12 protein-coding genes and 2 pseudogenes are annotated in these 19,246 nt (G+C 65.2%); 8 read left to right on the plus strand and 6 right to left on the minus strand.

Annotated elements, in window-relative coordinates:
- Positions 1-127: 127 nt before the first annotated feature.
- A complete protein-coding gene (locus tag PIB19_RS22925) occupies positions 128-1,678 on the minus strand; it encodes a TonB-dependent receptor domain-containing protein (protein WP_336297283.1) in 1,551 nt (516 codons plus the stop codon).
- Positions 1,639-3,285 carry a TonB-dependent receptor gene (locus PIB19_RS22930; protein WP_336297284.1) on the minus strand — a complete coding sequence of 549 codons (1,647 nt, stop codon included), beginning with the start codon at positions 3,283-3,285 and terminating at the stop codon, positions 1,639-1,641. Before PIB19_RS22930 ends, PIB19_RS22925 begins: the two co-directional genes overlap by 40 nt.
- A gap of 383 nt (positions 3,286-3,668) precedes the next feature.
- Between PIB19_RS22930 and lldD the strand changes: the two genes are divergently transcribed.
- From lldD to PIB19_RS07390, 4 genes are all read left to right on the plus strand, one after another.
- Positions 3,669-4,826 carry an FMN-dependent L-lactate dehydrogenase LldD gene (gene lldD, locus PIB19_RS07375; RefSeq protein ID WP_271240273.1) on the plus strand — a complete coding sequence of 386 codons (1,158 nt, stop codon included), beginning with the start codon at positions 3,669-3,671 and terminating at the stop codon, positions 4,824-4,826.
- 42 nt (positions 4,827-4,868) lie between these two features.
- A complete protein-coding gene (locus PIB19_RS07380; protein ID WP_271240274.1) occupies positions 4,869-6,332 on the plus strand; it encodes a Gfo/Idh/MocA family oxidoreductase in 1,464 nt (487 codons plus the stop codon).
- Positions 6,333-6,942: 610 nt separating this feature from the next.
- Positions 6,943-7,734 carry an IclR family transcriptional regulator gene (locus PIB19_RS07385; protein ID WP_271240275.1) on the plus strand — a complete coding sequence of 264 codons (792 nt, stop codon included), beginning with the start codon at positions 6,943-6,945 and terminating at the stop codon, positions 7,732-7,734.
- A gap of 302 nt (positions 7,735-8,036) precedes the next feature.
- Positions 8,037-9,227: a dipeptidase gene (locus PIB19_RS07390; RefSeq protein WP_271240276.1), complete on the plus strand. Its 1,191-nt coding sequence runs from the start codon at positions 8,037-8,039 to the stop codon at positions 9,225-9,227.
- A gap of 92 nt (positions 9,228-9,319) precedes the next feature.
- Here the strand turns inward: PIB19_RS07390 and PIB19_RS07400 are convergent, their stop codons facing one another.
- From PIB19_RS07400 to PIB19_RS07410, 3 genes and pseudogenes are all read right to left on the minus strand, one after another.
- Complete coding sequence (locus tag PIB19_RS07400; protein ID WP_336297285.1) at positions 9,320-14,014, minus strand: multidrug efflux RND transporter permease subunit; 4,695 nt, start codon at positions 14,012-14,014, stop codon at positions 9,320-9,322.
- Positions 14,015-14,092: 78 nt separating this feature from the next.
- Positions 14,093-15,361 (minus strand): annotated as a pseudogene (locus PIB19_RS07405) (efflux RND transporter periplasmic adaptor subunit).
- Positions 15,358-15,756: a hypothetical protein gene (locus PIB19_RS07410; RefSeq protein ID WP_271240278.1), complete on the minus strand. Its 399-nt coding sequence runs from the start codon at positions 15,754-15,756 to the stop codon at positions 15,358-15,360. The pseudogene PIB19_RS07405 and the gene PIB19_RS07410 overlap by 4 nt, the downstream one beginning before the upstream one ends.
- Positions 15,757-16,197: 441 nt before the next feature.
- Here PIB19_RS07410 and PIB19_RS07415 point away from each other — a divergent pair, with 441 nt between their 5' ends.
- Positions 16,198-16,704: a hypothetical protein gene (locus PIB19_RS07415; RefSeq protein WP_271240279.1), complete on the plus strand. Its 507-nt coding sequence runs from the start codon at positions 16,198-16,200 to the stop codon at positions 16,702-16,704.
- A 9-nt stretch (positions 16,705-16,713) separates the two neighbouring features.
- On the opposite strand, the gene PIB19_RS07420 is transcribed toward PIB19_RS07415, so the two are convergent.
- A complete protein-coding gene (locus PIB19_RS07420; RefSeq protein WP_271240937.1) occupies positions 16,714-17,325 on the minus strand; it encodes a TetR/AcrR family transcriptional regulator in 612 nt (203 codons plus the stop codon).
- Positions 17,326-17,485: 160 nt separating this feature from the next.
- Between PIB19_RS07420 and PIB19_RS23565 the strand changes: the two are divergent.
- From PIB19_RS23565 to hlyD, 3 genes and pseudogenes are all read left to right on the plus strand, one after another.
- A pseudogene (locus PIB19_RS23565) lies at positions 17,486-17,581 on the plus strand (CerR family C-terminal domain-containing protein); the annotation flags it as partial.
- A gap of 6 nt (positions 17,582-17,587) precedes the next feature.
- Positions 17,588-18,106, plus strand: a complete 519-nt coding sequence (locus tag PIB19_RS07425; RefSeq protein WP_271240280.1) for a CerR family C-terminal domain-containing protein — start codon at positions 17,588-17,590, stop codon at positions 18,104-18,106.
- Complete coding sequence (hlyD, locus tag PIB19_RS07430; RefSeq protein WP_271240281.1) at positions 18,103-19,110, plus strand: secretion protein HlyD; 1,008 nt, start codon at positions 18,103-18,105, stop codon at positions 19,108-19,110. The genes PIB19_RS07425 and hlyD overlap by 4 nt, the downstream gene beginning before the upstream one ends.
- Positions 19,111-19,246 lie beyond the last annotated feature (136 nt).

Consider the following 19,246-nt stretch of genomic DNA (forward strand, 5'->3'; position numbering starts at 1 on the left):
TCCGGTCCTGTTTCCGCTCGGGTCTAGCAGCGCGCGTGCGACGGACAAAGAAAAAGGCCGCTGCACAATGCGCGGCGGCCTTTCTCCCCTTTGTCGGGAGCGGACCATGGCCCACTCCCGAATTCGGTCAGAAGCGGAAGCGCCCGCCCAGATAGAAGCGTGGCTTCAGCTCCTGGACATAGACCAGGTTGGTCTCGGTGCGGGCATACTGACGGAACGGTTCGCTCGTCAGGTTGACCGCCTCGAGCGACACCGAGAAATTCTGGGTGATGTCGTAGCTGATGTTCGCGTCCAGCGTCCCGAAAGTGTCGGTGAACAGCGGGTTGCGGTTGCCGCCCTGGTTCGTTCCCGACAGATACTTGTCGCGCCAATTATATGCGACGCGGGCCGAAAGACCGCCCTTGTCGTAGATGGCCGTAAAGTTCGCGCTGTCGCCCAGACCCGTCAGCGCGAAGATGTTGACGTTCGGGTCGGCATAGGGATCCACGTTCACGTCACCGTCCACCTTGGTGTACGATGCCGAGAAGCCGAAGCCGGTTTGCCCGAAGAAGTGGGTCCACGCGACTTCGAAGCCGTGGATATTGCCTTCACGGTTGTTGACCGGGCCGCTGATCGCGAAGTTGACCAGCGGATCGTTGGCATCGCCGACGATGTCGACCGCGGCGGCAAGGTTATTATAAAAGCTTCCGCTGATCCTATCGAGATTGCCCGTGACGGGGTTATAGTTCGCCTGGAACGCCGTGGTTGCGGCCGCAGCGTTCCCGTTGTTCTGCACCAGAAGGGCAGTGTAGGCGAACATATTGATGTCGCTCAGAGCAATTCCGTTGGCCCTGAGGTAATTCAGCGCGACGCCGGAACGTGAGCCCGCGGCGCCCGAGCCTGGATCCCGCAGGCCGAACAGGTTGCCGTTGGTTACCTGGTTACCGATGAAGTTGCGCACGTTCTTGTTGAAGAAGCCGATCGAGACGAAGCTCGAAGGCTTGTAATACCACTCCAGCGACACGTCGAAATTATCAGATTCCAGCGGCAACAGCGCCGGATCCTGCCTGGTTGCGCCCGCGGGCGCCGCACCGAGCGCCGTCGGGCGGTTCGGCGCGTTCGCAGTCACGGATGCGAACAGACTGCCATAGTCCGCCCGGGCCAGCGTCTGGCTGAACGAGGCACGCGCCTTCACGTTGTCCAACACCTCGATGTCGAAGTCGAGCGACGGCAACAGGTTATCGTACTTCGCCTTTACGACCACGGCACCGCCAGCAGGCCCACCATCGACGTTGAAGTCGTTGTCCTGCGTCCAGCGCATCGCCGCCGGCACCGACTGGAGACTGAGCGAATTGACCCTCGTCTGCTCGTAGCGGACGCCGATCAAGGCGTTTGCACGGCGTCCACCGATTTCGCCGCTCCAGTTCATCTGGCCGTAGACCGCCCAGGTCTTCTCGCCCACCGTGTCGTCCGCGGACCCCTGGTCCATGACCCCTCTGCCGGCGATCCCGCTGTTCGCATAATAAGGCGAGAAGACATCGAGCAGGTCGACTGCGTTCCCGCGGAACGCGACCAGCGCCGAGCCGGTCGATTTCGGATCATATTTGTCGAACTTGCAGGTCATGCAATAGGTCTTGACGAGGTCGCCCGCCATCGAGCTTACCAGCCCGGTGTCGGTGATGCCCCAGTCGCCCAGCATCTGCTGGGTATTGAAGTCGCCGACCGCATCTTCGCATCGACATAGTCACCGCCGAAGACGAAACGGCTCCCCTCGCCCAGATCCCAGGCGAACTCCGCACCGTATTGGTTTATCCGGGCTTCCTGCTCCGCGGTGATCGTACGCGCGATCTGCGTTCCCATATCGCCGATGTCGAGCTGGTTGTTGCAGTTGCCGCCACGGCCACCGTTTGTCGCATTGCAGTCGTTGATCGTCTCCGACTGCTGCGGGAAGCCGCTGGTGAAGTCGACGCGGTGCGTCGCGCGAACCGGCGCGCCGATCGAGATCGTCGTCGCCGAAGAGCCGTTCGAATTGTCCGGATTGGTCGTCGACTTCGAGTGATTGGCGTCGAGCGTCAGCGAGAGGTTGTCGGTGAAGTTCCACTTCAAATTGCCGCCGATCGAGTACAATTCGGTGTCGGTGGCAAATCGCTGCTGCTCGTATCCCTTATCCGCCTGCTTTGCCTCTGCCAGGATGACCGCGCTCTGCATGTGCTTGTTGTCGTCGAACGTGACGTCGCTGAACGGCCGCTGGAACCAGTTGGTCTGCTCGCTGCGCTCGTCGCTCAGCTTGTTGCGGGCATAGAGGCCGTCAATCGTGATCTCGAGAGCATCCGACGGCTTGAACTGGACGACCGCCTGGCCGTTCAGGCGCTCGCGGCGATTCTCGGAGAACTGATAGCGGCTGTCGTTCGGGATCTGAACATACGGCGTTGTCGGCGTGTTCGTGATGTTCGTGGCCGCAGTGGTGTAGACGCCGTCTCTGGCCATGAAAGCAGCCAACGGCACAATGTTCCAATAGTTCGGATTCGACTGGATCGAGGTCGATTCGCGCAGCTGATAGCTGCCGAACAAGGTGACGCCGAAGGTTCCGGCGTCGTTCTTCCAGTTGATCAGGCCGGACACTTCGGGCGTGATCTTGCTCAGATCGCCCTCGGCATTCTCGACCGTGGTGTCGTAGAGCGCCTTGGCGCCGATCGAGCCGGACAGGCCGCTCTCGCGCGCATCAAGCGGTCGGCGGGTGATGATGTTGATCGCCGCACCGATGCCGCCCGACGGAATGTTGGCGCGGCCGGTCTTGTAAACCTCCAGCGTGGCGACGCCTTCCGACGCCAGATTCTGGAAGTCGAACGAACGCCCGGTGCCACGCGCAAAGGCGTTGCCGGTGCTCGTGTCGATGCTGGTAGCCGGCAGCTGGCGGCCGTTCACCGTCACCAGGTTGAAGCCGCCGCTGAAGCCGCGGACCGCGACCTGCGAGCCTTCGCCGTTGGCGCGGGTGATCGACACGCCGGTGATGCGCTGCAGCGACTCGGCCAGGTTCGTGTCGGGAAACTTGCCGATGTCTTCAGCAGAGATCGCGTCGACGACGCCGGCGGAGTTGCGCTTGATCGCGATCGCCTGGTCCAGCGATGCGCGGATGCCGGTAACGACGATCTCGTCGCCGGTGGCCGTCTCGTCCTGCGGTGTCTGTTCTGCCTGCGCCGCCGGGGCGTCCTGCGCCGCTGCGATGTTTGGAAGCATCAGGCAAGCGGTGATTGCGATTGCGGAAGCCGTGCGCGCGAGCGCCGGCGTGAGCCGTGAGCTATTCATATGTCCCCTCCTCGTCAGCATGCCAAAGGCACGCCGCATGGTTTTTTATACGAGCCGGCGTGGTCGCCACTCGATGTTAACGCTACCAAATTGTCTTACGTTGTCAACATCCGACAGTCATAAAATCGACCCTGTAGTTTCCATTTAATATCAATAGTTTATGCATGTAACGCAGTCTAACGCTCGCGAAATTTTATGCGTGCGATAAAAATAGCACAGCGTCATTCTAACATGCGTTCACGGGCACCGAACTCGCTTCCGCCGCGGACAGCTTCGGGTATCGTCACTTAACTGCTGGTCACCGCCGAGCCTTGCGCGCATCGTGCCGACAGCCGAAGCTGGCTCGACAGCGGGTTCCATCTTATGGCACTGCATATCACGCGATGAGACAAGCAGCTTCCACACTCGATTATCGCGAGCTTGCTCGCCGACGCCTTCCGCATTTCCTGTTCGAATATATCGACGGCGGCTCCTATGCCGAAGTGACTCTGAAGCGGAATGTCGATGATCTAGCTGCGATCGCGCTGCGCCAGCGGATCCTGCGCGACGTGTCGTCGCTGGAGCTCTCGACCACGCTGTTCGGCCAGAAGCTGGCGATGCCGGTGGCGCTCGCACCGATCGGACTCGCGGGCATGAACGCGCGGCGAGGCGAAGTGCAGGCGGCGCGCGCGGCGGAGAAAGCGGGTATTCCCTTCTGTCTGTCCACCGTCTCCGCCTGCCCACTCGGCGAAGTCGCACGCGGGACGAATGTGCCTTTCTGGTTCCAGCTCTACATGATCCGAGATCGCGGCTTCATGCGTGAATTGCTCGATCAGGCGACCGCGGCGGGCTGCAATGCCCTGGTGTTCACTGTCGACATGCCGGTGCCGGGATCACGCTATCGCGACTATCGCTCGGGCCTCGCCGGTGCGAGCGGCATGTCCGGAGGCCTGCGCCGGATGTGGCAGGCAGTGAAGCGCCCCGGCTGGGCGTGGGACGTCGGCGTGCACGGCCGACCGCACCAGCTCGGCAATGTCGCGCCGGTGCTCGGCAAGAATACCGGGCTCGAGGATTTCTTCGCATGGATGCGCAATAATTTCGACCCGACGGTGGGCTGGCGCGACCTCGACTTCATCCGCGAACGCTGGAGCGGCCCGCTGATCATCAAGGGCATCCTCGATGCCGAAGACGCACGCGCCGCCGCCGAGCTGGGCGCCGACGGGATCGTCGTCTCCAACCATGGCGGCCGCCAGCTCGACGGCGTGCCTTCGACTGCGCATGCCCTGCCCGCCATTGCCGACGCGGTGGGCAACAAACTGACGGTGCTCGCCGATGGTGGCGTCCGTTCGGGGCTTGATGTCGTCCGCATGCTCGCGTTGGGTGCGAAGGGTGTACTGCTCGGCCGCGCCTGGGCGTTCGCGCTGGCGGCGCGCGGCGAGGCGGGCGTCAGCCACATGCTCAAGCTGGTCGAGGCCGAGATGCGCGTCGCGATGGCGCTGACCGGCTGCACCAGCATCGACCAGATCACCCGCGACGCGCTGGTGGAGACGACACGCCGCTGACGTTCGAAAAAGGGCGCAAAGCCCGACAGGAGAGGATTGAGGATGGATCGTAGCGAAGGACCCGCCGTTCGGCGACGTGACGTGCTCGGCGGACTTGCGGCGGGCACCGCGCTCGCGACCGCACTCGACGCCAATGCCGCGGGCGTCGCGGCGGACAAGCGCAAACGCTATGTCGCAGTAGGCGTCGGCAGCCGCAACCGCATGTACCAGCAGGCTTTATGGGGTCCGCACAAGACACACGGCGAGCTGATCGCCGCTTGCGACACCAATCCCGGCCGGCTCGATTATGTGGCCCAGCAGGCGATCAAGGCCGGCGCCAAGCCGCCCCGGCCCTATCTCGCCGCCGACTTCGACAAGATGCTGCGCGAGCTCAAGCCCGATGCGGTGATCGTCACCACCCCCGACGCCTTCCACGACGATTATGTCGTCCGCGCGCTGGATGCCGGCTGCGACGTCATCACCGAAAAGCCGATGACCACCACCGCCGCCAAGGCACAGCGCATCCTCGATGCGGTCAAGCGCAGCGGCCGGCACATCCGAGTGACCTTCAACTATCGCTATTCGCCGTTCCGCAGCCAGGTGAAGGAGCTGCTGATGTCGGGCGAGATCGGCGACATATTGTCGGTCGATTTCCAGTGGCTGCTCAACACCGTTCACGGCGCCGACTATTTCCGCCGCTGGCACTCCAACAAGACGATCTCGGGCGGGCTGATGGTGCACAAGGCGACGCACCATTTCGACTTGGTCAATTGGTGGCTCTCGGACCTGCCGGTGAGCGTCGCTGCCACTGGCAAGCGCGAATTCTACACGCCGGAAATGGCGCGCCGTTTCGGGCTGCAGGGTCCGCACCAGCGCTGCCACACCTGCCCCGAAAAGGCCGAATGCAGCTTCTTCTTCGACATGGCCGCCGATCCGGGATTGAAGGCCCTCTATCTCGATAACGAGAAATATGACGGCTATTTCCGCGACCAGTGCGTATGGCGTCCCGAGATCAGCATCGAGGACACGATGAACGTGATCGTCGGCTATTCCGGCGGCACGACGCTCAGCTACAGCCTCAATGCATTCAATGCGTGGGAAGGCTATCACATTGCCTTCAACGGGACGAAGGGCCGGCTCGAGCACAGCCTGGTCGAGCAAGCGGGCGTCGCCGGCGCGAGCAACCAGGACGAAGGCGATCGCATCAAGACCCGGATCGTGCCGATGCGCGGAAATCCGCGCGACATCGTGCCGGAGACCGGATCGGGCGGGCATGGCGGCGGCGACGCAGTGATGCTGGCCGACATCTTCGATCCGAACGCCCCGAAGGACCCGCTGCAACGCGCGGCGGACGAACGCGGTGGTGCGGCCTCGATCCTGATCGGGATCGCTGCCAATCGCTGCTTCGAAACAGGCGAGCCGGTGAAAATCGGCGAGCTGGTGACCGGGCTCGACTGGCCGGACTATCCCAGGATGCCGGGCCACAAGGATCCGGTGGCGATGCCGCCGCGGATGCAACGCGCCTGAAATGCGCGAGGGCGCCGCCTGACGCGCGGATCGCTAAATGACAACGGGCGGGATGGGAAAGATCGTCGGGACCCCGCTCGAATCTCTCGAAGTTCACGCCGCAGAAATCCGTCCGCTGGCCTGAATTGTCCCACTACGGGGAATCTGCGTACTGGCCGCGGGACGTATTCAGGAGTATGCAGGTTGGGCTCCGGAGGGTTCCCCCTAAGGGGTGCGGTCGGGCGGCGTTTAACTCCCTTTTCCGCCGCCCGATCGTCCAGTCGGCAGCCGGTAGACCCATCGCGCATTGGCATCGAACACTGCGGCCTACGCTCCGCCGGCACGGGCGATCGGACTATTTCCAGCCATTCGCCATGACTTGCGGCGAGATTGACGACTGGCCAGTCGCTCCTCCAGATCGCATCGATGCGTCGGCGATCATGACGTCTCCGTAACCGGCAGTGCCAGCTTGCAGCGGACCTTGGGAAGCCGCGCGATCGAGTCGATCTCCCGTTTCCACGAGTCGAATGGGCCGGAATCGGGCACGTCACCGGGCGGTCTGTGCGCCCCATCTTCATTCCGGGACCAGCAACAGATACAGGTGCAGGCAAGAACACCATGAGGGGGTGCCGTGAAGAAGGCCGTCGAAGACAAAAGCGAGATCGATTCGCGTTATCGGGCCCCGGCGCTCGAAAAGGGGCTCGACATCCTCGAGCTGCTCGCAACCGAGGCGCGGCCGATGACGCTCACGGCGATCGTCAACCGGCTCGAGCGCTCGCATGGCGAGCTGTTCCGCATGGTCCAGGTGCTCGAGTTCCGCGGCTATATCGAGCAGGATCCCTCGAACGAAGGCTATCGGCTCACCGATCGGCTGTTCTCGCTGGGCATGCAGCAGCCGCGCACACGCAATCTGATCGAGGCGGCGCTACCGGTGATGCGTCAGCTCGCCTCTACGGTGGGCCAGTCCTGTCATCTCGCGCTGCATACACAAGGCGAAATGGTGGTGGTGGCGCGGATGGAATCGAGCGAGCAAGTCGGCTTCTCGGTGCGCGTCGGCTATCGCCGGCCGCTGGTCCAGGCGGCGTCGGGGCTGGTACTTTACGCGTTCCAGCCCGAGGATGTGCGGCGGCGCTGGGAGAGCCTGCTCGATCCGCAGCTTTCGGCCAAGGAGCTCGCCGCGTTCCGCGCGCATGCCGACAAGATCCGTGAACGGCAGGTTGAACTCACGCCGAGCAAGTTCGTCGCGGGGGTCACCGATATCTCCGCGCCGGTGATGCGCGGCGGGATGGCGGCGGCGGCGCTCACTGTGCCGTATCTCAAGAAACTCCAGCCCTCTGTATCGCCGGAGGAGACCGGTGAACTGGTTCAACTGGCCGCAAGGCAGATCTCCGAGCAACTCGTCGAAGGCGATAGCCGCGCCTGAGGGGCGGCCGAAGGACCGGAGGGGATCGATGATTCGGATGATTGGGCTGTTGACGGCGCTGCTGCTCGCGGCGACCACACCGATTATTGGTTGAACTTCACGGATACGCCGCGAGTGTTGAAGGTGAAGCTGGAGACCTGGGCCTTGATCGCGTCTTAACCAGGCGCGCCCCTCAGTAAACGCGGGGCGCCAGAGCCGCACTATGCCGAGGGGCTATGGCGCTCGCATTTCCGGCAGGCTGTACGGCGGTCGCGGCCCGCGCCATGCTACGGCAAGTTGTCGCTGATCCGAGGTCGCCCCCGATGAAGAAGCTCGCCCTGCTTGTCCTGCTCGCCACCACTGCTTCCGCCTCGTCGTACGCCGCGCCGGGGGACGACGAGGACCTGCACAAGAAACTGCTGACGCTCGACACGCATCTCGACACGCCGGCCCATTTCGCCCGCCCGGGCTGGAGCTTCGGCGATCGGCACGATCACGCGACCGATCCGGTGCAGGTCGATCTTGGCCGGATGGACGCGGGTGATCTCGATGGCGGGTTCTTCGTGATCTACACCGCGTCCGGTCCGCTGACGCCCGAGGGCTATGCGGCCGCCAAGGAGTTTGCATTCAAGCGCTCGGACGAGATCCATGCGACGTTCGCCAAATTCCCGGACCGGATCGGGCTGGCGACCAAAGCCAGCGATGCCGCGCGGCTCGACAGAGCGGGCAAGCGCTTCGGCTTCATCAGCATCGAAAACAGCTATCCGCTGGGCGAGGACCTGTCGCTGCTCGGCGAATTCTACAAGCGCGGAGTGCGGATGGCGTCGCCAGTGCATTTCCGGAACAACCAGTTCGCGGATTCGGCGACCGACACGCCCAAATGGAACGGCCTCAGCCCGCTGGGCAAGCAATGGGTCGCCGAGATGAACCGGCTGGGCATGGTGCTCGACGCGAGCCACGCCTCTGACGCTGTGCTCGACCAGATGATCGAATTGTCGAAGACCCCGGTGATCCTGTCGCATTCGGGGTCGAAGGCGATCTTCGATCATGCGCGCAATCTCGACGACGCGCGCCTCCGCAAGCTCGCCGCCTCGGGCGGCGCGATCTGCGCCAACGCCGCGTATCTCGGCAAATCGAACCCCAATGCCGAACGCTCGGACATCGCCGACAAGCTCGAGGATGCCGTCAAACTGGGGCTGACCACCGAACAGGTCGCCGCGCTCACCCGGCGCCTGCGCGCGATCGAGGCGACGTCTCCCTCGCAGCAGGCCGATTTCGAGACCTATATGCGGCTGGTTCTCCATTTGATCGAAGTAGCGGGCGTCGACCATGTCTGCTTCGGCGCCGACTGGGATGGCGGTGGCGGTGTCCCCGGCTTCGAGGATATCGACGCACTGCCCAAGGTTACCGCGCGGCTGCGTCAGGCGGGCTATTCGGCGACCGACATCGAGAAGATGTGGAGCGGCAACGTGCTGCGGCTGGTGCGGACGGCGGAGGAGAAGAAGGGGCGATAAGGTTTGAGTGCAGTGCTCCTGCGAAAGCAGGAGCCCAGAGCCACAAGCCTTATCCCCCGTGATCCTGGGCTCCTGCCTTCGCAGGAGCACGGTTACGCTTGTGGCGTCTGCCAGCCGCCGCCCAGCGCCTTGAACAGATCCACCTGCGTGTCGGCGATCTGCGCATCGGCGGTGGCTAGCGCCGCCTCGGCATCGGCGAAGGTGCGTTCGGCGTCGAGCAATGCCAGCGAGTCGATATCGCCTTCGCGCTGGCGGGCACGGGCGATATTGACCGCCGCCTGAGCCTCGGTCCGCGCCGCCTGCAGCGCGGCACGACGCTCGAGCGCATGGGCATAGGCCGAGAGCGCGGTCTCGGTCTCCTGCAACGCGCCGAGCACGACGCCGTCGAAGGTCGCGAGCGATGCCTGGGTATCCGCTTCCGCAGCGGCGACGCGCGCGCGGGCCGGTTCGGGATTGACCGCCCAGTTGATCAGTCCGCCGAGCAGCCAACGCAGCGGGCCGCCGGTGAAGATCTCGCCCACATCGTTGCCGGTCGAACCGATAGAACCGCCAAGGCTGATCTTCGGATAGAGATCGGCAGTGGCGACGCCGATCCGCGCGGTGTTGGCAGCAAGCCGGCGCTCGGCGGCGCGGATATCGGGACGGCGAGCGAGCAAGGCGGCGCCGTCGCCGACGGGGATCGGCTGGTCGAGGCGGAGCGTCGCGGTGCGCGCGCGCGCCGTTTCCGGAAGGTCCGCGGGAGCACGGCCGGTGAGCGTGGCGAGGCGGAACAACGCGGCGTCACGCTCGGCCGCGAGCGCGGGGACTTCGGCCTGGCGCTGGTTGCGCAAGGCGCCGATGCGCGCGGTGTCGAGCCTCGTGGCGAGGCCGACATTGCGGCGGCGCTCGGTGAGGTCAATCGACTGGTCGAGCAGCTTGACGATGCGCTCCGCCACCGCGAGTCGCTCGCCTGCGGACGCGGCGTCGGCATAGGCACGCGCAGTTTCGGCGGCGACGATGACGCGGACCGCATCGGCATCGGCCTCCGCGGCGGCGACGTCGCCGCGCGTCGCTTCGACATTGCGCGATACGCGGCCGAACAGGTCGACTTCGTACGAGACGTCGAGCCCGGCATCGATCTGCCAGTCTTCGCGCGCGGCACCGGGCGGGCGCTGGCCCTCGGGCAGGCGGCCGTAATTGGCGCCGGCGCTCACGCCTGCTTGCGGGAGCCGATCGGCGCGGGCGCCGCGCAGCGCCGCGCGGGCACGGGCGATGCGGGCGACCGCGACGCGGACGTCGGTATTGGCGGCGAGCGCGTCGGTGACGAGCTGGTCGAGCACCGGATCATTGTAGAGCCGCCACCAGTCGCCCTTGACCGGTTCGGGCGTGACCGCCGGGCTGGCCGCGATGAAGTTGCCGGCGGCGGTCTGGGGGTGGACCGGGGCGACATAGTCGGGGCCGGCTGCACAGGCTGCGAGCGCGAGTGCGGAGGCGGTGGCAAAAAGTGTGCGGTAGGTCATTTCGTTTTCCTTCCCTCCGTCATCCCGGCGAAAGCCGGGACCCAGAGTCACGAGCGATGTCGTTTCTGGCTCTGGGCCCCGGCTTTCGCCGGGGTGACGGCCATGGTTACTCTGCCGGTTGCAGCACGGGTTCTGGCGCCTCCCCGATCCACGCCGCCTGCGCGCGAGACGCTGTCCAAGCCCGCGGCAGACGACGTAGAAGGTTGGGGTGAAGAGCAGGCCGAAACCGGTCACGCCCATCATCCCGAAGAACACCGCAGTGCCCAAAGCCTGGCGGAGCTCGGCCCCTGCCCCGCTCGCGATCAGCAGCGGCACCGCGCCGAGGATGAAGGCGAACGAAGTCATCAGGATCGGCCGCAGGCGATCGCGCGCGGCACGTACCGCGGCCTCCACCGGAGACAACCCGTCCTGCGCCTCGGCCTGCTGCGCGAACTCGACCACGAGGATCGCGTTCTTGGCGGCGAGCGCGATCAGCACGACCAGTCCGATCTGGGTGAGGACGTTGTTGTCCATCCCCCGCAAGTTCACTCCGGCCATAGCCGCGAGCAGACACATCGGCACGATCAGGACGATCGCGAGCGGCAAGGTCAGGCTCTCATATTGCGCCGCCAGCACGAGGAAAACGAACAGGACGGCCAGCCCGAATACCAGGCCCGCGGTGCTCCCCGCCATCTTCTGCTGGAAGGCGATACCGGTCCATTCGGCGCCGTAGCCGGGTGGCAATTCGCTCGCGAGCTTCTCCATCGTCGTCAGCGAGCGACCCGAGCTGTAGCCCGGCGCGGTATCGCCATCGACCTCAACTGCCGGGAACAGATTGTAGCGCGTCACGCGATACGGCCCGGTCTTGTTCTCGAAGGTCGATACCGACCCGATCGGCACCATCGCCCCCGAGTTCGAGCGGGTCTTGAGGTTGGCGATGTCGGCTTCGGTGGCACGGAACGGCGCGTCAGCTTGCGCGGTGACACGATAGGTGCGCCCGAGCATGTTGAAGTCGTTCACGAAGGTCGAGCCGAGATAGACGTTGAGCGCCTCGAACACCCGCTCCGGCGGCACGCCGAGCATATTGGCCTTGCGCCGGTCGATATCGGCGAAGACGCGCGGCGTGGCGGTGTTGAAGAAGGTGTAGATCTGGTGGAGGCCCTCGGTCTGGTTGGCCTTGCCGATCAGCCCATAGGCAGTCTTGCCAAGCGCGTCATAGCCATGCTCGCCGCGGTCCTGGATCATCATCCGATAGCCGCCGGCCGAGCCGATGCCCTGGATGAGTGGCGGCGGCACCACAAGCAGCATCGCTTCGTTGATGTCGGCAGTGCGCTTGCGCGCCTCGTTCATGATCTCGGCATAGCTGACGCCGAGCTTCTTGCGCTCCTCGAACGAAAGCAGAGGCACGTAAGCGGCGGCGCTGTTCGGCGCGAGCGTCTGCGACGGACCGTCGAAGCCCGCGAGCATCACCGATCCCTTCACGCCCTTGATCGGCAGGATGCGCGCGACGACCTTGCGCATCACCTGGTCAGTGCGCTCGAGCGACGAGCCCGGCGGAAGCTGGATGACGGTCAGGAAATAGCCCTGATCCTGTGCCGGTATGAAACCGACGGGCGTCACCCAGAACAAGCCGATCGTCGCCGCGATCAAACCGGCATAAGTCACCATCATCCGCTTGGGCCGCGTCACCAGCGCGCGGGTGAGCTTCGCATAGCCCTCGCTCATCCGTTCGAAGCCGCGGTTGAACGCGTCCGCCCCGCGCCGCATCACGCGCGAGATCGGACCCTTCGGCTCGCTTTCGTGCCCTTTCAGCAACACGGCGGCGAGCGCGGGCGACAGCGTGAGCGAGACGAGCAGCGAAATCGCAGTCGCGACGGAGATCGTCACTGCGAACTGCTTGTAGAAGGCGCCCGACAGACCGTTGAGGAACAGGGTCGGCAGGAACACCGCGAGCAGCACCAGCACGATCGCTACGAGCGCGCCCGACACTTCGTCCATCGAAGTCTTCGCCGCCTCGAGCGAGGACATGCCCCGCGCGAGGTTGCGCTCGACATTCTCGACCACGACGATCGCGTCGTCGACAACGATGCCGATCGCCAGCACGAGGCCGAACAGCGAGAGGTTGTTGAGCGAATAGCCGAGCGGCAGCAGCACCGCCATCGTGCCGATCAGCGAGACCGGGATCGCCACGACAGGAATGATCGCCGCACGCCATTTCTGCAAGAAAACGATGACGACGAGCACGACGAGCAGGATCGCCTCGCCCAGCGTGTGATAGACTGCGTCGATCGACTGAGCGATGAACTCGGTCGGGTTATAGATGACGCGATATTCGAGGCCCTTGGGGAAGTTCTTCGAGATCTCCTCCATCTCGTGCTCGATCGCTTTCGCGGCAGCGAGTGCGTTCGAGCCCGGCCGCTGATAGGCGGCGAGGATCACGGTCGGCTGGTTCGAGAGATAGGTATTGGCGTTATAGTCCGCCGCGCCGAGTTCGACGCGGGCCACATCGCTGACGCGGACCTGGCGCCCGTCACTATCCGTGCGGATCACGACCTGTCCGAACTCGGCAGGGTCCTTGAGGCGGCCTTGCGTTTCGACGTTGAGCTGGAAGGCATTGCCGCTGGGCGTCGAACCCGGCTGGCCGAGCGAACCTGCTGCGACCTGAATGTTCTGCCCTCGCAGCGCCTGGACGATATCGCCCGCGGTCAGGTTCAACGCCGCGGCACGGCCCGGATCGATCCAGACGCGCATCGCATAGTCGCGCGCACCGAACATGCGGACGTCGCCCACCCCATTGATGCGGGCGAGGCGGTCCTTCACCTGCGTCAACGCGTAGTTGGAGATGTAGCTGCGATCGATCGAATTGTCGGGCGAGATCAGATTGACCACCATCAGGAAGTCAGGGGTCGTCTTGCGCGTCACCACGCCGAGCCGCTGCACTTCCTCTGGCAGGCGCGGAATGGCAACCGCCACGCGGTTCTGCACCAGTACCTGCGCGGCATCGAGATTGGTGCCCGACTTGAACGTCACGGTGATCGTGACGCTGCCGTCGCCGGTCGATTGCGACGACTGGTAGAGCATGTCGTCGACGCCGTTGATCTCCTGCTCGATCGGCGCGGCGACGGTCTCGGCGACCGTTTCGGCCGAGGCGCCGGGATAGCTGGCGGAGACCGTCACCGTCGGCGGGACGATGTCGGGATATTGCGAAATCGGCAGCGCCAGATAGGCGATCGCGCCGATGATCGTGATCACGATCGCGATGACCGCCGCGAAGATCGGGCGCGTGATGAAGAAACGCGAGAGGCGCATGGGCCTACTCCTCGCTAGAGGGATTTCTGAAAAAGGGTCCTGCCGCCGGGCCTTGGGGACCGCCCGGCGGCAGGTCGGTCAGCGGGCGAAAGTGGCCTCGCCCGTGACCGGAGCCGATACGACTGGCGGTGCGGCAACAGTCTGGGGTTCGATCTTGCCCGGCTTGACCTGGACCTTGCTTCCCGGCGGCGACATCTGCGCTCCGGCGAGGACAATGCGGTCCTGCGGAGTCAGTCCCGAGCGGACGATGCGCAGTCCATCGACGACGGGTCCGACCGTAATCGGCTTGGGCTGGAGCGTTCCGTCCTTGCCTACGGTCATCACGATCTTGCGCGCCTGATCGGTCGAGACAGCCGAATCGGGGATCAACAGCGCCTGCGCGGTGCCGCCAGCCGAAAGCCGCATGTTGCCGAACATGCCCGGAGTGAGGAACATGTCCGGATTGCGCAGCACCGCGCGGCCGCGGATCGTTCCCGACCGCGGATCGAGCCCGTTGTCGGTGAAATCGAGTCCGCCCTTCCAGCGATAGTCAGTTTCGTCCTGCAGGCGGATTTCGACCGGCGACTGGGTATTACCCTCAGCCTGCGCGCGCTTGGTCTTGAGGAACAGGGCCTCCGAACCGTCGAAGGTGAAGTAGATCGGATCGAGCGCGTTGATGGTGGTGAGCAGCGAGCCGCCCGCCCCTCTCCCGCCGCGACCAGATTGCCGGCATCGACCTTGCGGTCCGAGATGCGGCCGGCGATCGGCGCGCGGACTTGGGTGAACTCGACATCGAGCGAACGGGCACGAACCCGGGCCTCCGCCGCAGCGACCGAGGCACGCGCCGCACGGACCCTTGCCTGGAGCCGCTCGACATCGCTCTTCGACACCGCTTCGGCCGCGACCAGCCGCTCGGCACGGCCGAGATCGGACTGAGCGAGTGCGAGATCGCTCTGCGCGGTGGCGAGGCCCGCCCGCGCTTCGGCGAGCGCCGCGGCGAACGGGCGCGAGATCGAGCGTGAAGAGCAACTGGCCCTTCTGGACGATCGCGCCGTCGGTGAAGTGGATGCCGACGACCTGCCCCGAGACGCGCGGGCGCACCTCGACGCTGCGGCTCGCCTCGAAGCGACCGACATAATCGTCCCACTCATTGATCTGGCGGACCAGCGGCTGCGCCACGGTGACGGTGGGTGGTGGCGGCGCGGCGATCGCCGGCGACTCACGATTGAAGAAGCCGACACCGCCGGCCACGAGCAACACCGGCAGCGCGACGAACGCGCCCTTCTGCCAGAGCGGGCGGGGCTTGCGGTCGAGCTGACCCGACTCGGTCTCTGGCTCGACCGAATCGATACGCGTGATCATGTTCATGCACGATTTCCCTGATTGAGGGCTGCCCGGCCCCGGCTGATGCTGGCGAGCAGCGTTTCATATTGTTCGGTGGTGAAACCCGCCTCGTGGAAGGCGCGGATCGCGGCGCGCGGCACCGTGTAACCCTTGTGCCATGCGAGGACCGCGAGACGGCGAAGCGCCTCCAGACGCGAATCCGCAAGTTCGGGGTTGGGCCGCTGCCCGCCGAAGATCATGGTGAGCGCAGTGGCGAGCTTGCCCGGTTTTTCGAGCGACGAGAGCCGATCGTGCTGGGCGATCGCCACGACCTGCCATTCGAGCGCGGAAAGACCCGTCCGTGTGCGCGGCACTGCGGTCACGTCGTCAGGGGTCACGATGGGGCTGCCCTGCAATGTGGCGAAGTTCAGATAAGCCATGGTACTTCTCCCTTCTGGCCGGCGGCGGACGTACCGCTTCCCTGCCCGCGGCGCTTGCACCACGGGATCACCGGCGAATTGCTGTCGCTGAGGCGCAGATCACCCTCGCTCGAGCAGCGCTCGTGCGGCGGCAGGCCGGGCCTGGAATGTGGATCGGCGCGCGGGGCGCCGATGGTTCAGGCCGTGGCCCGATCTCGATGTTTGCAAGGCTGGCGCATAGGCAGCTCCTTCGTCTGGTCCCGGTTGCGAAGGTGACGGATCACTTCCATACCGACTGGTATAGAAATCGTGCTGCGTTGCGTCAAGGGCTTTCTATACTGGCCGGTATCTTTTTTGTCGAGAGGGTGGCGACGGATTTTCGGAGGGGATTTGCGACCGTGCCGCGCTCCGTCAGGTAAGCCGGGCAACATCTTGTTAAACACCGGCATTTATTCCCAGGGAATGCTCATCGCTCCACAGCCGCTTCGCTTCGGCCACCATGCGCTCGCCGTGCTGGCCAGCGCGCTGCTCGGATCGACCGTCTTCGCGGTCCTGACGACCGTCGCCATCGCGATCCTGTCCGGAGACTCGCTCCCCGGCGGAGCCTGGCTCGTCTGGCTGGCGATCGCCAGTTGGTTTGCGGCTTTCGTCCTGGCACTTCCCGGCGCTGCGATCCTGTTCTCGCTGCTCTGGCCGACGACTCGCCACGGCACCGCGGCGGGCACATGGCTCTGCGTGATCGGTGGAGCGGTGGTCGGTATCCTCGCAGCGCCCCTCGCCAGCGCGCGTCACGTTAGTGCGAGTCCGAGGCAGATGATCCTTTTCGCGGTCACCGGCGCCGCCTTCGGCTTGCTGTATGTGTTCTTCGCACGCCGGCTAGCCCGTTCGTCGGGCCCGCATCGCGCCTCTTCCCGCAGCTTCCGGCATCGCTTGTCGGCAGTGGCGATCGACGGCGAAGCGTCGGAATAAGCTCTCAGCTTATTTCGTCGGCCACACCGAGAGGCTGGTTTCGACCAGCCGCTCGAGTTCCTCGAAGCTGGCCCCTGCTCCGGCTTGCAGCGCGAGCCCTTGCAACAGCGCGACAAGATAGCCGGAAAGCGCCTCGGCATTCATATGCTCGGGCAGTTCGCCCGCCGCTTCGGCTTTTTCGAAGCGCGCGATCAGCGCGTCCGACGAGGATTTGCGCCGGGCGATGACTTCGTCGCGGATCGATTCGGCTTCGACGCCGCACGCGACCGAGCTGATCACGCGCAGGCATCCGCGGGGTTCGCAGTCGCTGGCCTGCATTTCAAGCGCCCCACGCAGCAGCCGCTCGGCGACGCCGCGCGCGGTGGGCGCATCGAGCGCCTGCGCCATGTAGCAGAGCTTCTCGCGCTCGTAGAGATCGAGCGCCTTGCGGAACAGCGCCTCCTTGTTGCCGAACGCGGCATAGAGGCTGGGGCGTGTGATCCCCATCGCATCGGTCAGGTCGGTGAGCGATGCGCCCTCATAACCCTTGCTCCAGAATACGCGAAGCGCCTGGGCAAGCGCCTCGTCGACGCAAAATTCGCGCGGGCGCCCTTTGGCAGTGGTGTAGGTGGCAGTTTCCATAATGATCGGTACATAATCACAAAGTGTGGAAAAATCACTAGTATTAACGCGTAGGCGCCAAACAGGGTGCAAATCCGCCCGCAATCCGACCGCACAAGGGCCTTGCCAAGGCAAGGATGCAAGCATATGCACTGTTCGTTCGAACGAACAAAGGGCGACCATGGTCTCTGCGACGCTCCTCGACACGGCGATCGACCAATTTGGCCGACTCGGCTTCGAGGGGGCGAGCACGCGTGACATCGCTCGTGCGTCGGGTACGGCGATGTCTTCGATCACCTATCATTTCGGCGGCAAGCAAGGGCTGTACCTCGCCGCCGCGGAGCACATCGCCGCCGCGATTCGCGCTCTGCAGGGCGAGAATGTCGCACGCGCTGTCGCTGCCGGGCAGGAATCGCGCGAAGCGGCGATAGAGGCGCTGGCGACGATCCTCGACGGGTTCGCGCAAATGATGCTGCGGCCCGAAACAGAGGCGTGGTCGCGCTTCATCATCCGCGAGCAGCAATTCCCGACCGAGGCATTCGACGTGCTGTTCAACCGCGCGATGCACCCGGTGCTCGATGCGTTCATCGAACTGATCGGACGTACCCGCCCCGATCTCGCCCGCCGCGAGGCGGTGGCGATGGCGATCCTGTTGTTCGGCCAGGCGATGATATTGCGCGCGGGCCGCGCCGCGGTGTGCCGGGCGCTGCAGGTCGACCAGATCGATGATGAGACTGCCCGCCTGCTGCGCGCGAGGCTGCGTGCGAACGTGCTCTGCATCCTTTCGGAGAAGCCGCAATGAACCGACGCCGCCTGATCGTGATCGCGCTGATCGTGGTGCTCGCCGTGGCGGCGTTCGCCACGCGCGGCTTCGGCCTGATCCCGCACCGCGCCGATACCGAGCTGACGCTCTACGGCAATGTCGACATCCGCGAAGTCGACATGGGTTTCCGCGTCGGCGGCCGGATCGCGGGAATCGGCGTCGAGGAAGGTGCCAAGGTGACGCAGGGTCAGTTGCTCGCGACGCTCGATACCGCGTCGCTCGACGACCGCATCGCCGAGGCCGACGCCCGCGTGGCGCAGGCACAGGCCAATTACGACAAGGCGCGCAACGGCGCACGCGCGCAGGACGTGGCGCAGGCACGCGCCCGAGTCGCGGCGGCGCAGGCAGTCTATGCCAATGCCGAGCGCGATTATGTCCGGCGCCAGGCGCTCGTCGAGCCCGGCGCGATCAGCCGCGATATCTGGGAACAGACCCGCGCCGATCGCGACCGTGCCGCAGCGCAGCTTGCCGAAGCGAAGCAGGGGCTGTCGCTGTTGCAGGCGGGCAGCCGGCCCGAGGATATCGCCGCTGCCGCTGCTGACGTGCGAACGGCGCAGGCCGCGCGCGCGGGCGTTGCCACCGATCGTTCGGACACCCGGCTGGTCGCCGCCACCGGGGGTACCGTCGTCACGCGTGCGCGTGAGCCGGGCGCGATCGTCCAGCCGGGCGAGACGGTGCTGACGCTGTCGATCACCCGGCCGATGCGAGTCCGCGCCTATGTCGCCGAGACCGATCTCAGCCGGATCAGCCCGGGAATGAAGGTGCAAGTGACCGCCGACGGCAATGCCAAGACCTATCGCGGCACGATCGGCTACATCGCGCCGCGCGCGGAGTTCACCCCGAAATCGGTCGAGACGGAGAATCTGCGGACCGACCTCGTCTATCAGCTCCGCGTGATCGTCGACGATCCCGACGACGCGCTGCGCCAGGGGCAGCCGGTGACTATCCGAGTCGTGGGTGCACGGGTGCGGCATGAGGATTGAGGCCCATACCCGTCACCCCCGCGAAAGCGGGGGCCCATCTCCTGCGCTGTCCCGGCAAAACAACGGCTGTTGTGCCCGCTGTGTATGCCGGAGATGGGCCCCGCTTTCGCGGGGGTGACGAAATCGGCCGAGTGTC

The organism is Sphingomonas sp. 7/4-4 (genome assembly GCF_027941955.1).
In the GTDB taxonomy this organism is placed as follows: Bacteria; Pseudomonadota; Alphaproteobacteria; order Sphingomonadales; family Sphingomonadaceae; genus Sphingomonas.